The organism is Kitasatospora cineracea (assembly GCF_003751605.1).
Classification (GTDB): domain Bacteria; phylum Actinomycetota; class Actinomycetes; order Streptomycetales; family Streptomycetaceae; genus Kitasatospora; species Kitasatospora cineracea.
The window spans coordinates 857898-873977 of sequence record NZ_RJVJ01000001.1; the positions used below are offsets into that span (position 1 = coordinate 857898).

A 16080-nucleotide genomic window follows, 5' to 3' on the forward strand; every position below is an offset into this window, starting at 1 on the left:
CGCACCGCGGGTCGCCGCCGGGTGCCGTACCGCCCCGGGCGCTCCGATCATCCCAGGGCGCCGGGCCGGTCGGGAACGCGTCGGGGGCTCAGACCACCGCGGGCACGGCCTCCAGCAGCCGGATCGGCACGTCGGGGGCGAAGCCGCTGTCGGGGGCGACCCGGCGGGCGAACTCGGCGAGGCCGGCGAGTTGGCGCTCGCCGAGCGAGAAGTCGAGCGCCTCGGAGAAGTAGGTCTCCAGCAGCGGGGCGTCGAACTCCTCCCAGCGGGCGGCCTGTTCGGCGACCTTGGCGGCCTCGGCCAGCGAGAGGTCGCGGGACTCCAGGAAGGCCCGGTGGACGGCGGCGGTCAGCGCGGGGTGCTGCTCGGCGTACTCGCGGCGGGCGGCCCAGACCGCGAAGACGAACGGCAGCCCGGTCCAGTCCTTCCACATCGCGCCGAGGTCGTGCACGGCCAGCCCCTGCCGGGGGGCCTGTTCCAGCGAGGCGCGCAGCGCGGGGTCGCCGATCAGGACGGCGGCGTCGGCCTCGGCCAGCATCGCGTCCAGGTCGGGCGGGCAGGAGAAGTACTCGGGGTGCACGCCCTCGCGCTCCTCGAGCAGCAGCCGGGCCAGCCGGACGGAGGTGCGGCTGGTCGAGCCGAGGGCGACCCGGCGGCCGTCGAGTCCGGCCAGCGGGACCTTGCTGACGATCACGCAGGACATCACCGGGCCGTCGCTGCCCACCGCGATGTCGGGGAGCACCACCAGCCGGTCGGCGTGCCGCAGGTACTCCACGCAGGTGATCGGGCCGATGTCGAGGGCGCCGGACACCAGCCGGTCGCTGAGCTTCTCCGGGGTGTCCTTGCTGAGGTCGAGGTCGAGCAGGTTGCCCGTGCGCGCGAGGCCCCAGTAGAGGGGAAGACAGTTGAGGAACTGGATGTGTCCGACCCGCGGCCTGACCGCGGTCTCCGACCGTCCGGCATCGCTACTGCTCACCGTGTGCTCCCTTGCCGTTGGTGCTCTCCCGGCAGGGTATGCCCGCTGATTGGGACGGTCCGCACCCGGTGCCCGACACACCGTTCGACACCGTTGTTCACCCCTGGTCGGGGCAGCCACCGCGTGCTACCGTTCCCCTCAGTTGCAGTTTGATTCCCCTTGCAGTACTTGGAGCCTGCGGAGCATGTAACCGCAGGCTTTTTGTAATTTTTCAGCAGTATCAGGCGTCAATTGAGCATTGATTGAAGCACTGTGCGAAAAACTCCGGACTCGTCCGGAGGCGGGGCGATCAGCGCAGCGGACCCGGGCGCCACAAGGTGTGGCGTCCACAACGTCCCTCGCAAGGAGAACGGTATGGCGACCGGAACCGTCAAGTGGTTCAACGCCGAGAAGGGCTTCGGCTTCATCGCCCAGGAGGGCGGCGGCCCCGACGTCTTCGTCCACTACTCCGCCATCAACGCGAGCGGCTTCCGCTCGCTGGAGGAGAACCAGGCGGTCAGCTTCGACGTCACCCAGGGCCCGAAGGGCCCGCAGGCGGAGAACGTCACCCCCGTCTGAGACGGGATCTCCCATTGATCGCTCACGGCCCCTCGGGTCCGTACGAGTAGCAGTTCCCAAGGAGGCCCGCCGTCGGCGGGCCTCCTGCCTTTTCCCGTTTCCCCCGCATTTCCCGATTCCGCCCGCATTTCCCGCCCGGTCCCGTTCCGGGCGCCCCGCGCCCGCTCCCCGTCCGCGGACCCCCGCCCGTTCCGGCCGGTCCCGCCGGGAGATCATCGGTGCATGCACCGCCTCCGGTCCGCCCACCGCGCCCTCGACCGCTCCCTCGGCCGGATCGGCATCGACACCTACCTCCTGCTGCTGCTCGGCACCGTCCTGCTGGCCTCCCTGCTGCCCGCCCGCGGCCCCGCCGCCACCGCCGTCACCGGCGCGGTCCGGCTCGCCGTCGCCCTGCTCTTCTTCCTGTACGGCGCCCGGCTCTCCCCGCAGGAGGCGCTGGCCGGCGCCCGGCACTGGCGGCTGCACCTGCTGATCCTGGGCTGCACCTTCGTCCTGTTCCCGCTGCTCGGCGAGGCCACCCGGCTGCTGCCGGACGCGGTGCTGCCCCCGCAGCTGTTCACCGGCGTGCTCTTCCTCACCCTGCTGCCGTCCACCGTGCAGTCCTCGATCGCGTTCACCTCGGTCGCGGGCGGCAACGTCGCGGCGGCGATCTGCGCGGCCACCTTCTCCAGCCTGCTCGGCATCGTCCTCACCCCGCTGCTGGCGGCCTGGCTGCTCACCGGCGCCTCCGGCGTCGGCGTGGACGGCGGCCAGGTGCTCGACATCGTCCTGCAGCTGCTCGTCCCGTTCGCCCTCGGCCAGCTGCTGCGCCGCTGGGTCGGCCCGTGGATCACCCGGCACCGGCTGGTCACCATGCTGGTGGACCGCGGCTCGATCCTGCTGATCGTCTACAGCGCGTTCGGCGAGGGCGTCCGCGAAGGGATCTGGAGCCGGGTCACCACCGGCCAGCTGCTCTGGCTGGTGGCGGTCTCCCTGGCCCTGCTCTCCGCCGTCCTGGGCTTCACCCACCTCGCCTCCCGCCGGCTCGGCTTCTCCCGCCCGGACCGGATCACCATCCAGTTCTGCGGTTCCAAGAAGTCACTGGCCAACGGCCTCCCGCTGGCCACCATCCTGTTCCCGGCCTCCGCCGTCGGCCTCGCCGTCCTCCCGCTGATGCTCTTCCACCAGCTCCAGCTGATGGTCTGCACCGTCCTCGCCCAGCGCTGGGCCCGCCGGACCTGACGGGCCTGACGCCCCGGCCCCGCCGGCGCAGCCGAGCCACCCCGACTCCCGCCCGTCTCTCTCGCCCTTCCCCCTCCCCCGCCGTCACCCCAGCGGCGTGCGGTGCAGTCCGATCAGCAGCCGCCACACCCGTCCCGCGACGGCCGCCGGCGGTTCGTCGACCAGTCCGTGCAGCCAGTCCGCCAGGACGCCGGTGAACGCGCCCGCGACCGCCGCGGCGACCAGCGGGGCGTCCGGGGCGCCCGCCAACTCCCGCTCGGTGCGGCTGCGTTCCCGCAGCTCCCGGTGGAGCACCGGCCCGAGCGGGCCGCCGCCGCCCGGTGCCAGCAGTTCCCGGTACAGGCCGCGGTGGGTGTCCGCCCGGTCGAAGAACCCGACCAGCGCGGACGGCGGCGCCGCCGGGTCCGCGACGCCCCGCCAGGCGTGCAGCGCCTCCACCGCGTCCCGGACCACGCCCGCGCAGGCGTCCACGGCCAGCGCCGACAGGTCCGGGTAGTGCAGGTAGAACGTCGCCCGGCCGACCCCCGCCCGGCGCACCACCGCCGCCACGGCCAGGTCGGCCAGCGGGCGGTCCGCGCACTCGGCCAGCAGCGCGGCCCGCAGCTTCGCCCTGGTCCGCTCCGCCCTCGGGTCGCCCGCCGCGCTCACCCCGCCACCAGCACCGCGGTCAGCGCCAGCGCCCCGGGCAGGGCCTGGGCGAGCAGGATCCGCCGGTTCGCGGTCAGGCCGCCGTACAGGCCCGCGACCAGCACGCAGGCCAGGAAGAACACCCGCACCCGGAAGCCCGTCGGGTCGTCCGCCAGCAGGCCCCAGACCAGGCCCGCCGCCAGGAACCCGTTGTACAGGCCCTGGTTGGCCGCCAACGGGGCCGTCCGCCGGGCCAGTTCCGCGTCGAACCCGGACAGTGCCCGCCCCGGCGCCTTCTCCCACAGGAACATCTCCAGCACCAGGATGTACCCGTGCAACAGGGCCACCGCCCCGACCAGCACCGCCGCCGCGACCTCCATGGCCACTCCCCTTTCCTGGACAGGTGTCCACAATAGCCGGACGTCTGTCCAGGAACCAGCCCGCTCCCCCGGCACCCCGCCCGCCCACTACGCTGCCCGGGTGACCTCCTCCCCGCCGGACCAGCCGCAGACCCGGATCGCCGCCGCCGACCGGGACGCCGCCGTCGAACGCCTCCAACTCGCCTACGCCGAGGAGCGGATCACCCAGGACGAACTCGACCAGCGGGTCCACGCGGCCCTCACCGCCACCGTCCGCGCCGACCTCGACGCCGTCCTGCACGACCTGCCCGCCGAGGCCCCCGGCAGCTCCGTCACGCTCAGCGCGATGAACGGCCGCCTGGTCCGCCGCGGCCCCTGGCGCGTCCCGCGCACCCTGACCGTCGCCTCCGCCTTCGCCAAGGTCCACCTCGACCTGAGCGCCGCGGTCATCGACCACCCGGTCGTCGACATCGAACTCGGCGCCGGCTTCGGCCGCACCACCATCACCGTCCCGCGCGACGCCACCGTCGACCTCGACGGCCTCCAGCAGTCCTGGAAGACCGTCCGCTACCGCCCCCCGCGCACCCCCGCCCCCACCCCGGGCCCCACCATCCGCATCACCGGCACCCCGGGCTTCGGCCGCCTCAAGATCCGCCACGCCCGCCGCTGAGCCCCCCGCGTCAGAACCGGGAGGTGTCCACCCGCAGCCCGAACGGCTCCGGCAGCTCGACCGGCTCCCCGAACGGCAGTGGCCCGACCGCCCGGGTGTACCCGAGCGCGCCCGGCTCGGAGAACAGCGTGCAGGCCCGGTCCTGACGATCGATCAACAGGTAGAGCGGCGCCCCGTACTCGGCGTACCGACGCCGCTTCACCACCCGGTCGGTGTCCGCGTTCGAGTCGGACGTCACCTCGACCACCAGCAGCGTCTGGTCGGGCAGCAGAGCGGCGCTGCCCTTCGCCAGTGCTTCGGGCACGACCGCGACGTCGGGGATGTACCAATTGCTCGACCCTGGCAGGTCCAAGTCCCCCGCGCCCATCACGCAGTCGAGATCGAAGACCCGGGCCGTCAGTTGGCGGCGCAGGTGGCTGGCGATCGATTCGCGGTCCCACCCTGGCGACATCGGCTCGATGACTCCTTCCACGATCTGGACGCGGTCACCGGCATAGTGCTGGATCGCGTACTTCAGGGCCCGTTCCGGATCGGCGGCGTCGTACGACCGCTCGCTGGGCAGCGCGCTCATCGCCCCTCCTTCGTCGCCTCCACGCTACCGACCGCCCCGCCCCGCCCCAAGCGAACTCACTCCAACGTGCGAAGGCCCGCACCCTCCCGGGGTGCGGGCCTTCGTGTGGCGGGGCGGGCCCGGCGTCAGGCGGCGACGGGCTCGCCGGCGGTCTGGGCCGGGACGGCGGCCGGGCGGTCCTCCGCGAGGAGGTCACCGGTGGGGGCGTTGTAGGCGGCGAGGTCGAGGGTCTTCTCGCGGGCGGAGACCAGGATCGGGACGACGACCTGACCGGCCACGTTGGTGGCGGTGCGCATCATGTCGAGGATCGGGTCGATCGCCAGCAGCAGGCCGACGCCCTCCAGCGGGAGGCCCAGGGTGGAGAGGGTCAGGGTGAGCATCACGATCGCGCCGGTGAGGCCGGCGGTGGCCGCGGAGCCGATCACCGAGACGAAGGCGATCAGCAGGTAGTCCTTGATGCCGAGGTCGATGCCGTACACCTGGGCGACGAAGATCGCGGCGAGCGACGGGTAGATCGCGGCGCAGCCGTCCATCTTGGTGGTCGCGCCGAACGGCACCGCAAAGCTCGCGTATTCGGACGGAACGCCCAGGCGCTCGGTGACCCGGCGGGTGACCGGCAGGGTGCCGACCGAGGAGCGGGAGACGAAGGCGAGCTGGATCGCGGGCCAGGCGCCCTTGAAGAAGTTCAGCGGGTTGAGGCCGCCGACGAAGCGCAGCAGCAGCGAGTAGACGCCGAACAGGACGATCGCGCAGCCGGCGTAGACGTCGATGGTGAGGGTGGAGAAGGGCTTGAGCAGGTCCCAGCCGTAGACGGCGACGGACTTGCCGATCAGGCCGAGGGTGCCGAGCGGGGCGAGCCGGATGACCCACCACAGGGCGGTCTGGACGAGTTCGAGGACGGCCTCGGAGATCTTGCGGACCGGCTCGGCCTTCTCGCCGAGCTTGAGGACGGCCGCGCCGACGACCACGCCGAGGAAGACGATCTGCAGGACGTTCACCTTGAGGAAGGCGTCGGCGATGTTGCTCGGGATGATGCCGGTCAGGAAGTCGACCCAGGTGCCGCCCTTCTCCACGCCCTTGACCCCGGCGGTGGAGAGGTTGGCGCCCTTGCCGGGGTCGGTGAGCAGGCCGAGGCCGAGGCCGACGGCCACCGCGATCAGCGAGGTGGCGAGGAACCAGAACAGGGTGCGGACGGCGAGCCGGGCGGCGTTGGTGACGTTCCGCAGGTTGGCGACCGAGACGATGATCGCGGTGAACACCAGCGGCGGGACGGCCAGCTTGAGCAGCTGGACGAAGGTCTTGCCGATGGTGTCCAGGGTGGTGGTCAGCCAGCTGACGTCGCCGGCGCGGGCGATCCAGCCGAGCAGCAGGCCGAGGACGAGGCCGCCGACGATCTGGACCCAGAAGGGGGTGCGGCGGAGGCGTCCCAGCAGGGTGGGCGCGGGCGCGGTGGACATGGGTGTGCGTCTCCGGGGGCTGGTGGAGCGGGGGGAGGAGTGGGGCGGAGGCGGCGGCACGACGGACGCGGGGGCCGGGCGGGGAGACCCGGGGGGACCGACGGGGTCGGTGGCGTCAGGAGTGGCGTGCCGCCCGCATACAGCCGCCGGAGCGACAGCGGCGCGGGCCGTCCACGGCACCGGGCAGACGCGGGCAGCGCGGCACGAGCGGGGTGCTCGTCCCGGCCTGGCGCGCGGCGTCTGCGGTGGTCATGACCGGCACACTAGCAACAAACCTTTGAGATGTTCAAAGTACTTGTTTGAGATCGTTGCCGAACCACCCTTTCCTGACGGGCCGTCAGCCTGACCGGGCAGCTTTGACGTCTTTCCGGTTATACGTATAACTTGAAGGGACACCACGCCGCCGGAAGGACACCCATGGGCTACACCGCCCTGCTCCGCGCCCCGCACGTCACCCGGCTGCTGCTCGGCACCCTGCTCGGCCGGCTCCCCGCCGGCATGACCGCCCTGGTGATCGCGCTCGCCCTGCGCGAGGCCGGCGCCCCGTACAGCCGGATCGGCCTGGCCACCGCCGCGTACGCGATCGCCGCCGCCGTCGGCGGGCCCGTCCTCGGCCGGCTGGTCGACCTCACCGGGCAGCCCCGCGTCCTGCTCGCCTCCGCCGCGCTGGCCGGCACCGGCTACGCGCTGCTCGCCCTCGCCCCCGGCTCCGCCCTCGCCGCCCCGCTCGGCGCCGCCGTCGCCGGACTCTGCATGCCCCCGCTGGAACCCTGCCTGCGCTCGCTGTGGCCCGACGTCGTCGAACCCGAACAGCTCGACACCGCCTACGCCTTCGACTCCGCCTCCCAGCAGGTGCTGTACGTCGCCGGGCCGCTCGCCGTCGCCGGGATCGCCGGCGCCCTCTCCCCCACCGCCGCGCTCTGGACCGCCGCCGTGCTCGGCCTGCTCGGCGCCCTGGTGGTGGCCGGGTCCGCCCCCGCCCGGGCCTGGCAGGCCCCGCCGCGCGCGGCCTCCGCCGGACTGCTCGGCCCGCTGCGCTCCCCCGGGCTGGTCCTGCTGCTGCTCGGCCTGGCCGGCGCCGGCTGGGCGGTCGGCGCGCAGAACGTGCTGTTCATCGCGTACGCCGAGCAGCACCCCGGCGGCCTGCCCGGCGGCGCCGGGACGCTGCTCGCGCTGGCCGCGCTGGCCGGACTGCTCGGCGCGCTGGCCTACGGCACCGCCCGCTGGCGGGCCGGTACCGCGACCCGCACCTGGGTGCTCGCCCTCGGCATGGCCGCCTGCTACCTGCCGCTGCTGCTCCTGCCCGGCCCCCGGCCGATGGCCGCGCTGGCCTTCGTCTCCGGCCTGGGCCTGGCCCCGCTGCTGGCCGCCGCGTTCGTGCTGGTCGCCGAACTCGCCCCGACCGGCACCGTCACCGAGGCGTTCGCCTGGCTGGTCACCCTGTTCGCCACCGGCAACGCGGCCGGCTACGCGGTCTCAGGCGCCCTGGTCGACACCTCGCTGCACGCCGTCGCCCTGTGCGCGGCCGGCGGCATCACCCTCGGCGGCCTGCTGCTGCTCGCCGCCCGCACCCGGCTGCGTCCCGCCGACGCCCCGGCCCCCGCCCCCGCCCTGGTCTGAGCGCCCGGGCCCGGGCCCGCCCGCAAACCGCTCGCCCGCGCCGCGCCACCCTGCTTGGATGCGCGGCATGACGAGTCACCAGCTGCCCACCGGCCACAGCCTCTCCACCGACCCCGCCCGCCTCGACCGGGAGGCCGTGCACCGCTGGCTCTCCGAGGACGCCTACTGGGCGCTCGGCCGCCCCCGCGACAAGCAGGAGCGGGCCATCGACAACTCGCTCAACTTCGGCCTGTACGAGGACGTTTCGGGCGCCCAGGTCGGCTACGCCCGGGTGGTCACCGACCACGCCACCTTCGCCTGGCTGTGCGACGTCTACATCGCCCCCGGGGCCCGCGGCCGGGGCCTGGGCACCGCGCTGGCCGCCGCCGTCCGCGACGAGCTCGCCGACCGCGGCCTGCGCCGCCTGCTGCTCGCCACCCGGGACGCGCACGAGGTGTACGCCAAGGTCGGCTTCGAGCCGATGGCGGTGCCGGAGAAGTGGATGATCCTCGGCGAGCAGTAGCCCCGCCGCCGGAACGGCCCGCCCCGCTCCGCTCAGGCCGCCGCGGTGGACCCGCGCACCACCAGCGTGGTCGCCAACGGGCCCGCCGGCGGCGGCAGTTCGCCCTCCAGCAGGGACACCAGCGCGGCCAGCCCGGCCCGGCCCAGCTCCTCGCCCGGCAGGTCCACCGTGGTCAGCGGCGGGCTGAGCAGCTCCGCCACCGGAATGTTGTCCATCCCGACCACCGACAGGTCCTGCGGGATCCGCAGCCCCAGCTGCCCCGCCGCCCGGTACAGCCCGGACGCCACCACGTCGTCGTCGCACACCACCGCGCGCGGCCGCCCCGGCCCGTCCAGCAGCTCCCGGGCCGCCCGCTCCGCCTCCCGGCTGCCCTCATTCAGGCCGACCGCCAGCTCCCGCACCTCCAGCTGCGCCGAGGCCGCCGCGAACGCCGCCTGCCGGACCCGGAAGGTGTGCGCCGAGTGCACCGAGCGCAGGTAGCCGATCCGCCGGTGGCCCAGCCCCGCCAGGTGGTCGACCGCCGCCCGCATGCCCGCCGCCAGGTCCAGCTCCAGCGTCGGGCGGCCCGGGTGGGCCGCCGGGTCGGCGTCCAGGAACACCGCCGCGGTGTCCGCGGGCAGCGGGCCCAGCTGCCCGTCGTCCGGCGAGCACACCAGCAGCCCGTCGAACCGCCCGGCCGCGGCCGCCTCGGCCAGCACCGCCGCGTCCCAGCCGCTGGAGACCACCACGGCCAGCCCGTGCCGGGCCGCCTCCTCGTGGACGCCGGTCAGCACCCGGCCGAAGAACGGCCCCAGCAGGTTCGGCACCGCCAGCAGCACCATCCCGCTGCGCCCCAGCCGCAACTGCCGGCCGGCCGCCTGCGGGCGGTAGCCCAACTCGCGGGCCGCGGCGTGGATCCGCTCGCTGGTCGCCGCCGAGACCCGGTGCCCGGCGCTGCCGGAGAACACCAGCGAGACCGTCGCCTGCGACACCCCCGCCAGCCGGGCCACGTCACGGCCGGTCGGACGGCGGCGCGCGCCCTCGCCGGGCGGGCGCTCCGCCAACGCCGTCAGCCGGCCTGCGCCTGCCGGGACGCGGCCGCCCGGGCCGCGTCGTCCGCCGCGTCCTCGGCCGCGTCCCGCGCCACCGCCCGGGACTTGCGGGACTCGATCCGGGCCGCGATCTGCGCCGACATCTCGTCGCGCTGCTTGCTCAGCACCACGTAGCTGACCGCCGACGAGGCCACCGCGGCCAGCACGAACAGCAGCAGCACGCCCATCGCGCCGACCACCGGGATCACCTTGAAGTGACCCAGCAGCAGGGCGACCAGCAGGCAGGCCAGGAAGATGCTCACCCGCAGGGAGGTGTAGCGGAGCGTGGCGTGGTTCTTGCTGCTCACCGGGGTTCGTCCTTCGCTGCCGGGTCGCGCCGCGGGGCGCGCGGGGGTAATGGCCCTCCCAGTGAAGCACGACCTCACACCGCTCAGGCGCGCAGGTCGAGCCACATCGTCACGTCGTCCCGGTCGTCCCCGGGGGCCACCCGGATCGCCCCCGGCACCCGGCCCACCTCCAGGTACCCGCTGCGCCCGTAGAACTTCTCCAGCCCGTGCCCGCCGCGCAGCGTCAGCCGCAGCCCGGCCAGCCCCCACCCCCGGGCCACCCGCTCCGCCTCCGCCAGCAACTGCGCCCCGTAGCCGCGGCCCTGGAAGTCGGGGTGCACCATCACCCGCTTCAGCATCCGCCAGTGGTCCATCAGGTCGAAGCGCATGTCCTCGAAGAAGACCACCGCGGCGACCCGCCCGCCCGGCTCGTGGCCGACCAGCAGCCGGTCCGGCCCCAGCGCCCCGAACTGCCGCTCCGCGACCGGCCGGACCTGCGCCGCCTCCACCGGCGGCACGAACCCCACCGCGCCCCCGGCGTTGGACACGTCCGTCCACAGCTGCGTGATCTCCTCGCGCAACGCGGGCGTCGGGTCCGGGTCCAGCACGAATCGCAAGGTCATGCGGCCAGCCTAGACGGGCGCGCCCGCACCCCCCGTGCCCGCTCGGCGCAGCGCCAGGCAGCAGCCCACGGCCACCGCGCACAGCGCGCCCGCCGCGTACCAGGTGCTGTCGTAGTCGCCGAAGCTGTCGCGGGCCAGCCCCGCCAGGCCGGCCACCGCGGCGGCGCCGACCTGGTGGGCGGCCAGCACCCAGCCGAAGACGATCGGGGCGTCCGGGCCGAAGTGGCGGCGGCAGAGCGCGACGGTGGGCGGGACGGTGGCCACCCAGTCGAGGCCGTAGAAGATCACGAAGGCCAGGATCGGCGGCCGCAGGCTCTCGCCGAACAGGGCGGGCAGGCAGGCCAGCGAGAGCCCGCGCAGCGCGTAGTAGACGACCAGCAGCCGGACCGGCTCGAAGCGGTCGGTGAACCAGCCGCTGGCGATCGTCCCGGCGACGTCGAAGACGCCGATCAGGGCGAGCAGCGAGGCGCCGGTGGTGACCGGCATGCCGTGGTCGTGGGCGGCCGGGATGAAGTGGGTGCCGACCAGGCCGACGGTGGTGGCGCCGCAGATGGCGAAGGAGCCGGCCAGCAGCCAGAACGCCCGCACCCGCAGCGCCCCGCGCAGCACCCGCAGCGAGCGGGCGACCGCCGACCCGTCGGTGGCCGGCGGCGGCGGGGCCGAGGTCGCGCCGTAGGGCAACTGCCCGACGTCGGCCGGGTGTTCGCGCATCAGCAGCAGGACGGGGACGGCCACCGCGGTGGCGCAGAGCGAGACCACCACGACGGCCGTCCGCCAGCCGTGCCGCTCGACGAGCGCGGCGAGCACCGGCATGAAGACCAGGTTCCCGGCCGCGCCGGCCGCGGTGAGGACGCCGGTGACCAGGCCCTGCCGGGCCTCGAACCAGCGGCCGGAGATGGTGGTGGCGAAGGCCCCGGCCATCGAGCCGCTGCCGAGGCCGACCAGCACGCCCCAGCACAGGATCAGCTGCCAGGGGTGGGTCATCAGCATGGTGAGCCCGGCGCCGGTGGAGATGGTCAGCAGCGCGCAGACCACCACCGGCCGGACGCCGAAGCGGTCCATCAGGGCGGCGGCGAACGGCGCGGTGAGGCCGTAGAGGGCGAGGTTGACCGAGACGGCGCTGGAGATGGTGGCGCGGGACCAGCCGAACTCGTTGTGCAGGGCGTCCATCATCAGGCTGGGCGTGGAACGGAACCCGGCCGAGCCGATCAGCACGACCAGCGAGACGGCCACCACGATCCAGCCGTAGTGGACCCGGGGGGTGCGGCGGGGGCGGGGCGGGCCCCCGGCCGGTTCCGCGGCGGGGGCGGGGGTGAGTTCCAGTTCCTTCACCCGTCCGAGTCTCCCGGTCCGGCCCCGCCGCCACGACGGCTCCGGCTGCCACGAATGCCCGAATTCCTGACAGCGGGCGGCCGTTCAGTGCCCGGAGGCCACCGCCCCGCCGTCGGGCACCCGGCGCAGGCCGCGGATCGGCGGGCTGAGCAGCAGCGTCGCGGCGACGGCCAGGGTGACGACGCCGCCGATCAGGTACACCCGGGTCGCGCCCAGGGCGTCGACGGCGGGCCCGGCCAGCGCGGAGCCGATCGGGAACATGCAGACGGAGCCCGCCACCTCGTACGCGTGGATCCGGTTGAGCACCTCGCCGGGCACCTGGGTCTGCACGCTGGTGGCCCACATGACGCCCCAGAAGCTGATGCCGATGCCGGAGACCAGCTGGGCGGTGCCGAGCAGCGGCCAGGGCAGTCCGGCCGCGAACGCGAACTGCTGGACGGCGAAGGTGAACAGGGCCACCGCGCCGGCCGCGAGCGGGCGGGTCGGCTTGACCCGGATCGCCAGCAGGCCGCCGATCACGGTGCCCGCGCCGAACATGCCGTTGATCAGGCCGTAGACGGTGCCGCCCTCGCGCGCGATGACCTGGCCGGCCACCACCGGGCCGAGCGGGCCCCAGGAGAGCACGGTGAAGGCCATCCAGATCAGGATGACGCCCCACATCCAGCTGCGGGACCAGAACTCGTGCCAGCCGCCGACCAGGTTGCGCCACAGGCTGTCGCCGGGCGGCGGGGCGGGGACCGGGCCGAGCCGCAGCGCGAGCAGGCAGCAGGCGCTGATCGCGTACATCACGGCGGCGATCACCATCACCCAGCCGGTGGAGGCGGCGGCGAGCAGGCCGGCCAGCGGCGGGCCGACCAGGGTGGTGAGCGCCTCGGAGATCCGCAGCACGCCGTTGGCGCCCTGCACGTCGGTGGAGACCAGCGGGACGGTGGAGGCCGCGCCGGGCTGGAACATCGCGGCGGCGGTCCCGGCCAGTGCGAGCAGCAGGTAGAGCTGCCAGAGCTGGTCGACGCCGCGGAAGAAGAGCAGCGCGAGCAGGATCCGGGTGGTGAGGTTGAGCAGGTCCGCGAAGATCATCAGCCGCCGGGCGGTGAACCGGTCGGCCAGCACGCCGCCGAACAGCACCAGTCCGGCGAACGGGCCGAGCAGGAAGGCCATGGCGAACCCGACCGTGGAGGTCGAGTGGTGGGCGGCGATCAGGCCGGCCGAGACGGCGACGGGGAGCATCGCGTCGCTCAGCAGTCCGGCCGAGCGGGCGGTGAAGTAGAGGCGGAAGTTGCCCGACCAGATCGCGGGCGGTTTCACTGCGCTGACCTGCGGGATGGGGGCGGCGTGTAGTTCGGGTGCGGTCACCAGCACAGTTTTGGTGTAGACCACTGCCGGTTTCCAGTGATTTCGGGTCACGATGCGGCGTCTGCGCGCCGGGTGACCGCACGACGGCCCGCCGTGCGCACCCCGAGCACGGCACGGCGGACCGCCGTCCGGTCGGCGTCCGGGCCCTGAAGCCGTGACGCCCGGGCGGCCCGATTTCGCCGAGGTTCCGGACGGGGTCGGCCAACGACCCCCTGAGTGTCGGCACCGCCCGGTCTCCCTCGGCGTCCCCTCGCAACGGGCGCCGCACCCAAGAGTGATCAGTCGGATACGTCACGTCAATGGGTTGTCCGAAATTCAGACAGGGTTGCCCGGGGCGTGGGCCGCGCGCAACCGGCGCGCGGCGCCGGGGACGGCCCCCGGGGCCGTCCCCGCTCAGCGGGCCGAGGCCACCGGGGCCGCCGGCTGCGCGGCCGCCGCGCAGGGCGCCCCGTCCGGGCCGCCGATCTCGCACCACACCCGCTTGCCGGAGCCGTCCGGGTACCAGCCCCAGCGCTCGCAGAGCAGCTCGACCAGCTCCAGGCCGCGGCCGTTGGTGGCGTCCTCGTCGGCCCCGGCGTGCCGCGGCGCGGGGGCGGTGCGGCTGGCGTCGGCGACCTCCACCCGGACCGGCGCGGGCGCGGCGGCGGGGTCGACCGGCAGCAGCAGTCTGAGCACCGCCGGGTGGCCGGTGTGCACCACCGCGTTGGTGACCAGTTCGGAGACCACCAGCACCAGGGTCTCGGCCACCGGGGAGTCCTGGTCGATCCCGCCGGCCCGCAGCCGGTCGCGGACCCACCGCCTGGCCCGTGCCACCTCCGCCGGGTCCGCCTGGACCGCCAGCTGTACCTGGAGTACCTGCACCGTTCCACCACCCGCACTAGGTATTCGGCCCGCTTGATCCCGCCGGTCCGGTCGGCCGCACGGAGCGGAGGTCACCGACCGGGACTGCCCATGGCATCGACACGAATACGCCCCAGAATGATTCCGCGACCGGGTCGCAGCAAGAGCTTCGGGCATATTCCAGCGTTCGGGGGACGGCTCGGTGCATACTGTCCCGCTCACCCTGCCGGGGTTCGCACGACCGGTCGGCGGCACCGCCCTCGCGGGTACCCCCGACCGTACCGCCGGGGGGCGCTCCGGCACCGTCCCGCCACGGGCGAACCACCCTTCCTACAAATGTCCGACGGGCCTCGAACGTCCGGGCCCCGTACGGGGGAAGGGTGCTGAACGGGCGTCAGGCGGGCCCGCCGTCAGGCGAACACCACCGTGCGGGTGCCGTTCAGCAGCACCCGGCGCTCGCTGTGCCACTTCACCGCGCGGGCCAGCGCCTGGCACTCGACGTCCCGGCCGAGCGCCACCAGCTGCTCGGGGGTGACGTCGTGGGTGACCCGGGCGACCTCCTGCTCGATGATCGGGCCCTCGTCCAGGTCCGCGGTGACGTAGTGCGCGGTGGCGCCGATCAGCTTCACGCCCCGGGCGTGCGCCTGGTGGTACGGCTTGGCGCCCTTGAAGCTCGGCAGGAAGGAGTGGTGGATGTTGATGACCCGTCCGGAGAGCGCCTTGCACAGGTCGTCCGAGAGCACCTGCATGTAGCGGGCCAGCACCACCAGGTCGATCCGCTGCTCGGCGACCAGGTCGAGCAGCCGCTGCTCGGCGTCCGCCTTGGTGTCCTTGGTCACCGGAAGGTGGTGGAACGGGATGCCGTACGACTCGGTCAGCTCGCGGAAGTCGGTGTGGTTGGAGACCACGCCGGCGATCTCCACCGGCAGCGCCCCGATCCGGGTGCGGAACAGCAGGTCGTTCAGGCAGTGCCCGAACTTGGAGACCATCAGCAGCACCCGCATCCGCTCCGCGGACTCGTGGATCTGCCACTCCATCCGGAACGAGGCGCCGACCGCCGCGAAGCTCGCCCGGAGCTTCTCCGCGGTCACCGGCTGCTCGGCCGAGAAGTGCACCCGCATGAAGAACAGGCCGGTGCCGCCGTCGCCGAACTGCTGGCTGTCGATGATGTTGCAGCCCGTCATGAACAGGTAGCTGGAGACCGCGTGCACGATGCCCTGCTTGTCGGGGCAGGACAGCGTCAGGACGTACTGGGAGCGGACGGTCTCTTCCATCGTGCGGGGCCCCGTTTCTCGGCTCGGGTGGGTGGACGGCAACGGCCCAGCCTGGCACAGATCGCCCCGCCGCGGGGCCGCCGACCGCCACCCGAGACTCCCCCGCCGCCGCCGGTCAGCCGCGCGCGGTCAGCCGCCCCAGCTCCGCCGGCGAGCAGGGCGGCAGGTCCGGGTCGTCGCCGTCGGCCACCGCCAGCCGGTAGTGCGCCTCGCGGGCCGCCCGCACCGCCTCCGGCCAGTCCGGGTGGCCCAGGTACGCGGCGGCCGGGGCGTCCGCGCCGACCTGGTGCACGATCCGCAGCACCCGCAGCACCGCGCCGTCCACCGCGACCGCCTCCGCGGAGTCCCGGAACACCGAGCCGACGTACTTCTCCGCCGACCAGCGGTCCAGCCAGCTGTCCTCCACCAGCCGGTACACGGCGTCGGTGAGGTCGCCGTACCCGCCGGGGCCGTCCAGCCAGGCCGCCCGCTGGAAACCGGGGTCGGAGAACATGTGCAGCGCCGAGCGGATCCGGGCCCGCCAGCGCCACCAGGGCAGATCGCTCAGGGGCATGCCGCCCATGGTGCTGGAGCGGCCGCCCGTTCGAGAAGTGCTTCGGGCAGACCGGTACGCGGAATCCATGCTGTCTGACACGGGAGTCGATCGTACGTTCCCGGCCCCGCCCGCTCCACACCCCTCCCTCTACACGCGTCACGCACCGGTGGCGCTCCGTGTTACTCCCCCGTTGGCGATCCGTTCA

18 protein-coding genes are annotated in these 16080 nt (G+C 74.0%); 5 read left to right on the forward strand and 13 right to left on the reverse strand.

Annotated elements, in window-relative coordinates; genetic code table 11:
* Positions 1-88: 88 nt before the first annotated feature.
* Positions 89-976: a menaquinone biosynthetic enzyme MqnA/MqnD family protein gene (locus tag EDD39_RS03740; protein ID WP_123553364.1), complete on the reverse strand. Its 888-nt coding sequence runs from the start codon at positions 974-976 to the stop codon at positions 89-91.
* 354 nt (positions 977-1330) lie between these two features.
* Between EDD39_RS03740 and EDD39_RS03745 the strand changes: the two genes are divergently transcribed.
* Together EDD39_RS03745 and EDD39_RS03750 are read left to right on the forward strand one after the other, a co-directional pair.
* Entirely contained in the window at positions 1331-1534 is a 204-nt protein-coding gene (locus EDD39_RS03745) for a cold-shock protein (RefSeq protein ID WP_003998944.1), read from the forward strand.
* Positions 1535-1756: 222 nt separating this feature from the next.
* Positions 1757-2755 carry a bile acid:sodium symporter family protein gene (locus EDD39_RS03750; RefSeq protein WP_123553365.1) on the forward strand — a complete coding sequence of 333 codons (999 nt, stop codon included), beginning with the start codon at positions 1757-1759 and terminating at the stop codon, positions 2753-2755.
* A gap of 84 nt (positions 2756-2839) precedes the next feature.
* Here the strand turns inward: EDD39_RS03750 and EDD39_RS03755 are convergent, their stop codons facing one another.
* A complete protein-coding gene (locus tag EDD39_RS03755; RefSeq protein ID WP_123553366.1) occupies positions 2840-3403 on the reverse strand; it encodes a TetR/AcrR family transcriptional regulator in 564 nt (187 codons plus the stop codon).
* Entirely contained in the window at positions 3400-3762 is a 363-nt protein-coding gene (locus EDD39_RS03760) for a DUF1304 domain-containing protein (protein ID WP_123553367.1), read from the reverse strand. Before EDD39_RS03760 ends, EDD39_RS03755 begins: the two co-directional genes overlap by 4 nt.
* A gap of 100 nt (positions 3763-3862) precedes the next feature.
* Between EDD39_RS03760 and EDD39_RS03765 the strand changes: the two genes are divergently transcribed.
* A complete protein-coding gene (locus EDD39_RS03765; RefSeq protein ID WP_244256590.1) occupies positions 3863-4411 on the forward strand; it encodes a DUF1707 SHOCT-like domain-containing protein in 549 nt (182 codons plus the stop codon).
* Between the two features lie 10 nt (positions 4412-4421).
* On the opposite strand, the gene EDD39_RS03770 is transcribed toward EDD39_RS03765, so the two are convergent.
* The gene (locus EDD39_RS03770) at positions 4422-4982 is read right to left on the reverse strand and encodes a Uma2 family endonuclease (protein ID WP_123553368.1); all 561 of its coding nucleotides are present in this window, start codon (positions 4980-4982) and stop codon (positions 4422-4424) included.
* 125 nt (positions 4983-5107) lie between these two features.
* Positions 5108-6439 carry a dicarboxylate/amino acid:cation symporter gene (locus tag EDD39_RS03775; protein WP_123553369.1) on the reverse strand — a complete coding sequence of 444 codons (1332 nt, stop codon included), beginning with the start codon at positions 6437-6439 and terminating at the stop codon, positions 5108-5110.
* Positions 6440-6856: 417 nt separating this feature from the next.
* Here EDD39_RS03775 and EDD39_RS03780 point away from each other — a divergent pair, with 417 nt between their 5' ends.
* Both EDD39_RS03780 and EDD39_RS03785 read left to right on the forward strand, forming a co-directional pair.
* Positions 6857-8059 (forward strand): MFS transporter, encoded by a 1203-nt coding sequence (locus EDD39_RS03780; protein WP_123553370.1) that lies wholly within the window; start codon positions 6857-6859, stop codon positions 8057-8059.
* Positions 8060-8126: 67 nt separating this feature from the next.
* The gene (locus tag EDD39_RS03785) at positions 8127-8561 is read left to right on the forward strand and encodes a GNAT family N-acetyltransferase (RefSeq protein WP_123553371.1); all 435 of its coding nucleotides are present in this window, start codon (positions 8127-8129) and stop codon (positions 8559-8561) included.
* A 32-nt stretch (positions 8562-8593) separates the two neighbouring features.
* Here EDD39_RS03785 and EDD39_RS38885 read toward each other — a convergent pair whose 3' ends face one another.
* The 8 genes from EDD39_RS38885 to EDD39_RS03830 form a co-directional block, all read right to left on the reverse strand.
* Positions 8594-9604 (reverse strand): LacI family DNA-binding transcriptional regulator, encoded by a 1011-nt coding sequence (locus EDD39_RS38885; protein WP_162869935.1) that lies wholly within the window; start codon positions 9602-9604, stop codon positions 8594-8596.
* 5 nt (positions 9605-9609) lie between these two features.
* Positions 9610-9939: a DUF4229 domain-containing protein gene (locus tag EDD39_RS39255; protein WP_035953918.1), complete on the reverse strand. Its 330-nt coding sequence runs from the start codon at positions 9937-9939 to the stop codon at positions 9610-9612.
* Positions 9940-10022: 83 nt separating this feature from the next.
* The gene (locus tag EDD39_RS03805) at positions 10023-10541 is read right to left on the reverse strand and encodes a GNAT family N-acetyltransferase (RefSeq protein WP_123553372.1); all 519 of its coding nucleotides are present in this window, start codon (positions 10539-10541) and stop codon (positions 10023-10025) included.
* A gap of 9 nt (positions 10542-10550) precedes the next feature.
* The gene (locus tag EDD39_RS03810; RefSeq protein ID WP_123553373.1) at positions 10551-11873 is read right to left on the reverse strand and encodes an MFS transporter; all 1323 of its coding nucleotides are present in this window, start codon (positions 11871-11873) and stop codon (positions 10551-10553) included.
* An 84-nt stretch (positions 11874-11957) separates the two neighbouring features.
* Positions 11958-13226: an MFS transporter gene (locus EDD39_RS03815; RefSeq protein ID WP_244256591.1), complete on the reverse strand. Its 1269-nt coding sequence runs from the start codon at positions 13224-13226 to the stop codon at positions 11958-11960.
* A 393-nt stretch (positions 13227-13619) separates the two neighbouring features.
* Positions 13620-14087: an ATP-binding protein gene (locus tag EDD39_RS03820; protein ID WP_123553375.1), complete on the reverse strand. Its 468-nt coding sequence runs from the start codon at positions 14085-14087 to the stop codon at positions 13620-13622.
* Positions 14088-14476: 389 nt separating this feature from the next.
* Positions 14477-15340 carry a formyltetrahydrofolate deformylase gene (gene purU, locus EDD39_RS03825; RefSeq protein WP_123553376.1) on the reverse strand — a complete coding sequence of 288 codons (864 nt, stop codon included), beginning with the start codon at positions 15338-15340 and terminating at the stop codon, positions 14477-14479.
* A 115-nt stretch (positions 15341-15455) separates the two neighbouring features.
* Positions 15456-15893 carry an SCO4402 family protein gene (locus EDD39_RS03830; RefSeq protein WP_227480391.1) on the reverse strand — a complete coding sequence of 146 codons (438 nt, stop codon included), beginning with the start codon at positions 15891-15893 and terminating at the stop codon, positions 15456-15458.
* Between the last annotated feature and the right edge of the window lie 187 nt (positions 15894-16080).

What these genes read in the sequence shown, in the direction of transcription:
- EDD39_RS03745 (WP_003998944.1), top strand. Translation starts at nt 1,331, where the DNA reads ATGGCGACCGGAACCGTCAAGTGGTTCAACGCCGAGAAGGGCTTCGGC.
- EDD39_RS03750 (WP_123553365.1), top strand. Translation starts at nt 1,757, where the DNA reads ATGCACCGCCTCCGGTCCGCCCACCGCGCCCTCGACCGCTCCCTCGGC.
- EDD39_RS03760 (WP_123553367.1), bottom strand. Translation starts at nt 3,762, where the DNA reads ATGGAGGTCGCGGCGGCGGTGCTGGTCGGGGCGGTGGCCCTGTTGCAC.
- EDD39_RS03770 (WP_123553368.1), bottom strand. Translation starts at nt 4,982, where the DNA reads ATGAGCGCGCTGCCCAGCGAGCGGTCGTACGACGCCGCCGATCCGGAA.
- EDD39_RS03775 (WP_123553369.1), bottom strand. Translation starts at nt 6,439, where the DNA reads ATGTCCACCGCGCCCGCGCCCACCCTGCTGGGACGCCTCCGCCGCACC.
- EDD39_RS03780 (WP_123553370.1), top strand. Translation starts at nt 6,857, where the DNA reads ATGGGCTACACCGCCCTGCTCCGCGCCCCGCACGTCACCCGGCTGCTG.
- EDD39_RS03785 (WP_123553371.1), top strand. Translation starts at nt 8,127, where the DNA reads ATGACGAGTCACCAGCTGCCCACCGGCCACAGCCTCTCCACCGACCCC.
- EDD39_RS03805 (WP_123553372.1), bottom strand. Translation starts at nt 10,541, where the DNA reads ATGACCTTGCGATTCGTGCTGGACCCGGACCCGACGCCCGCGTTGCGC.
- purU (WP_123553376.1), bottom strand. Translation starts at nt 15,340, where the DNA reads ATGGAAGAGACCGTCCGCTCCCAGTACGTCCTGACGCTGTCCTGCCCC.
- EDD39_RS03830 (WP_227480391.1), bottom strand. Translation starts at nt 15,893, where the DNA reads ATGCCCCTGAGCGATCTGCCCTGGTGGCGCTGGCGGGCCCGGATCCGC.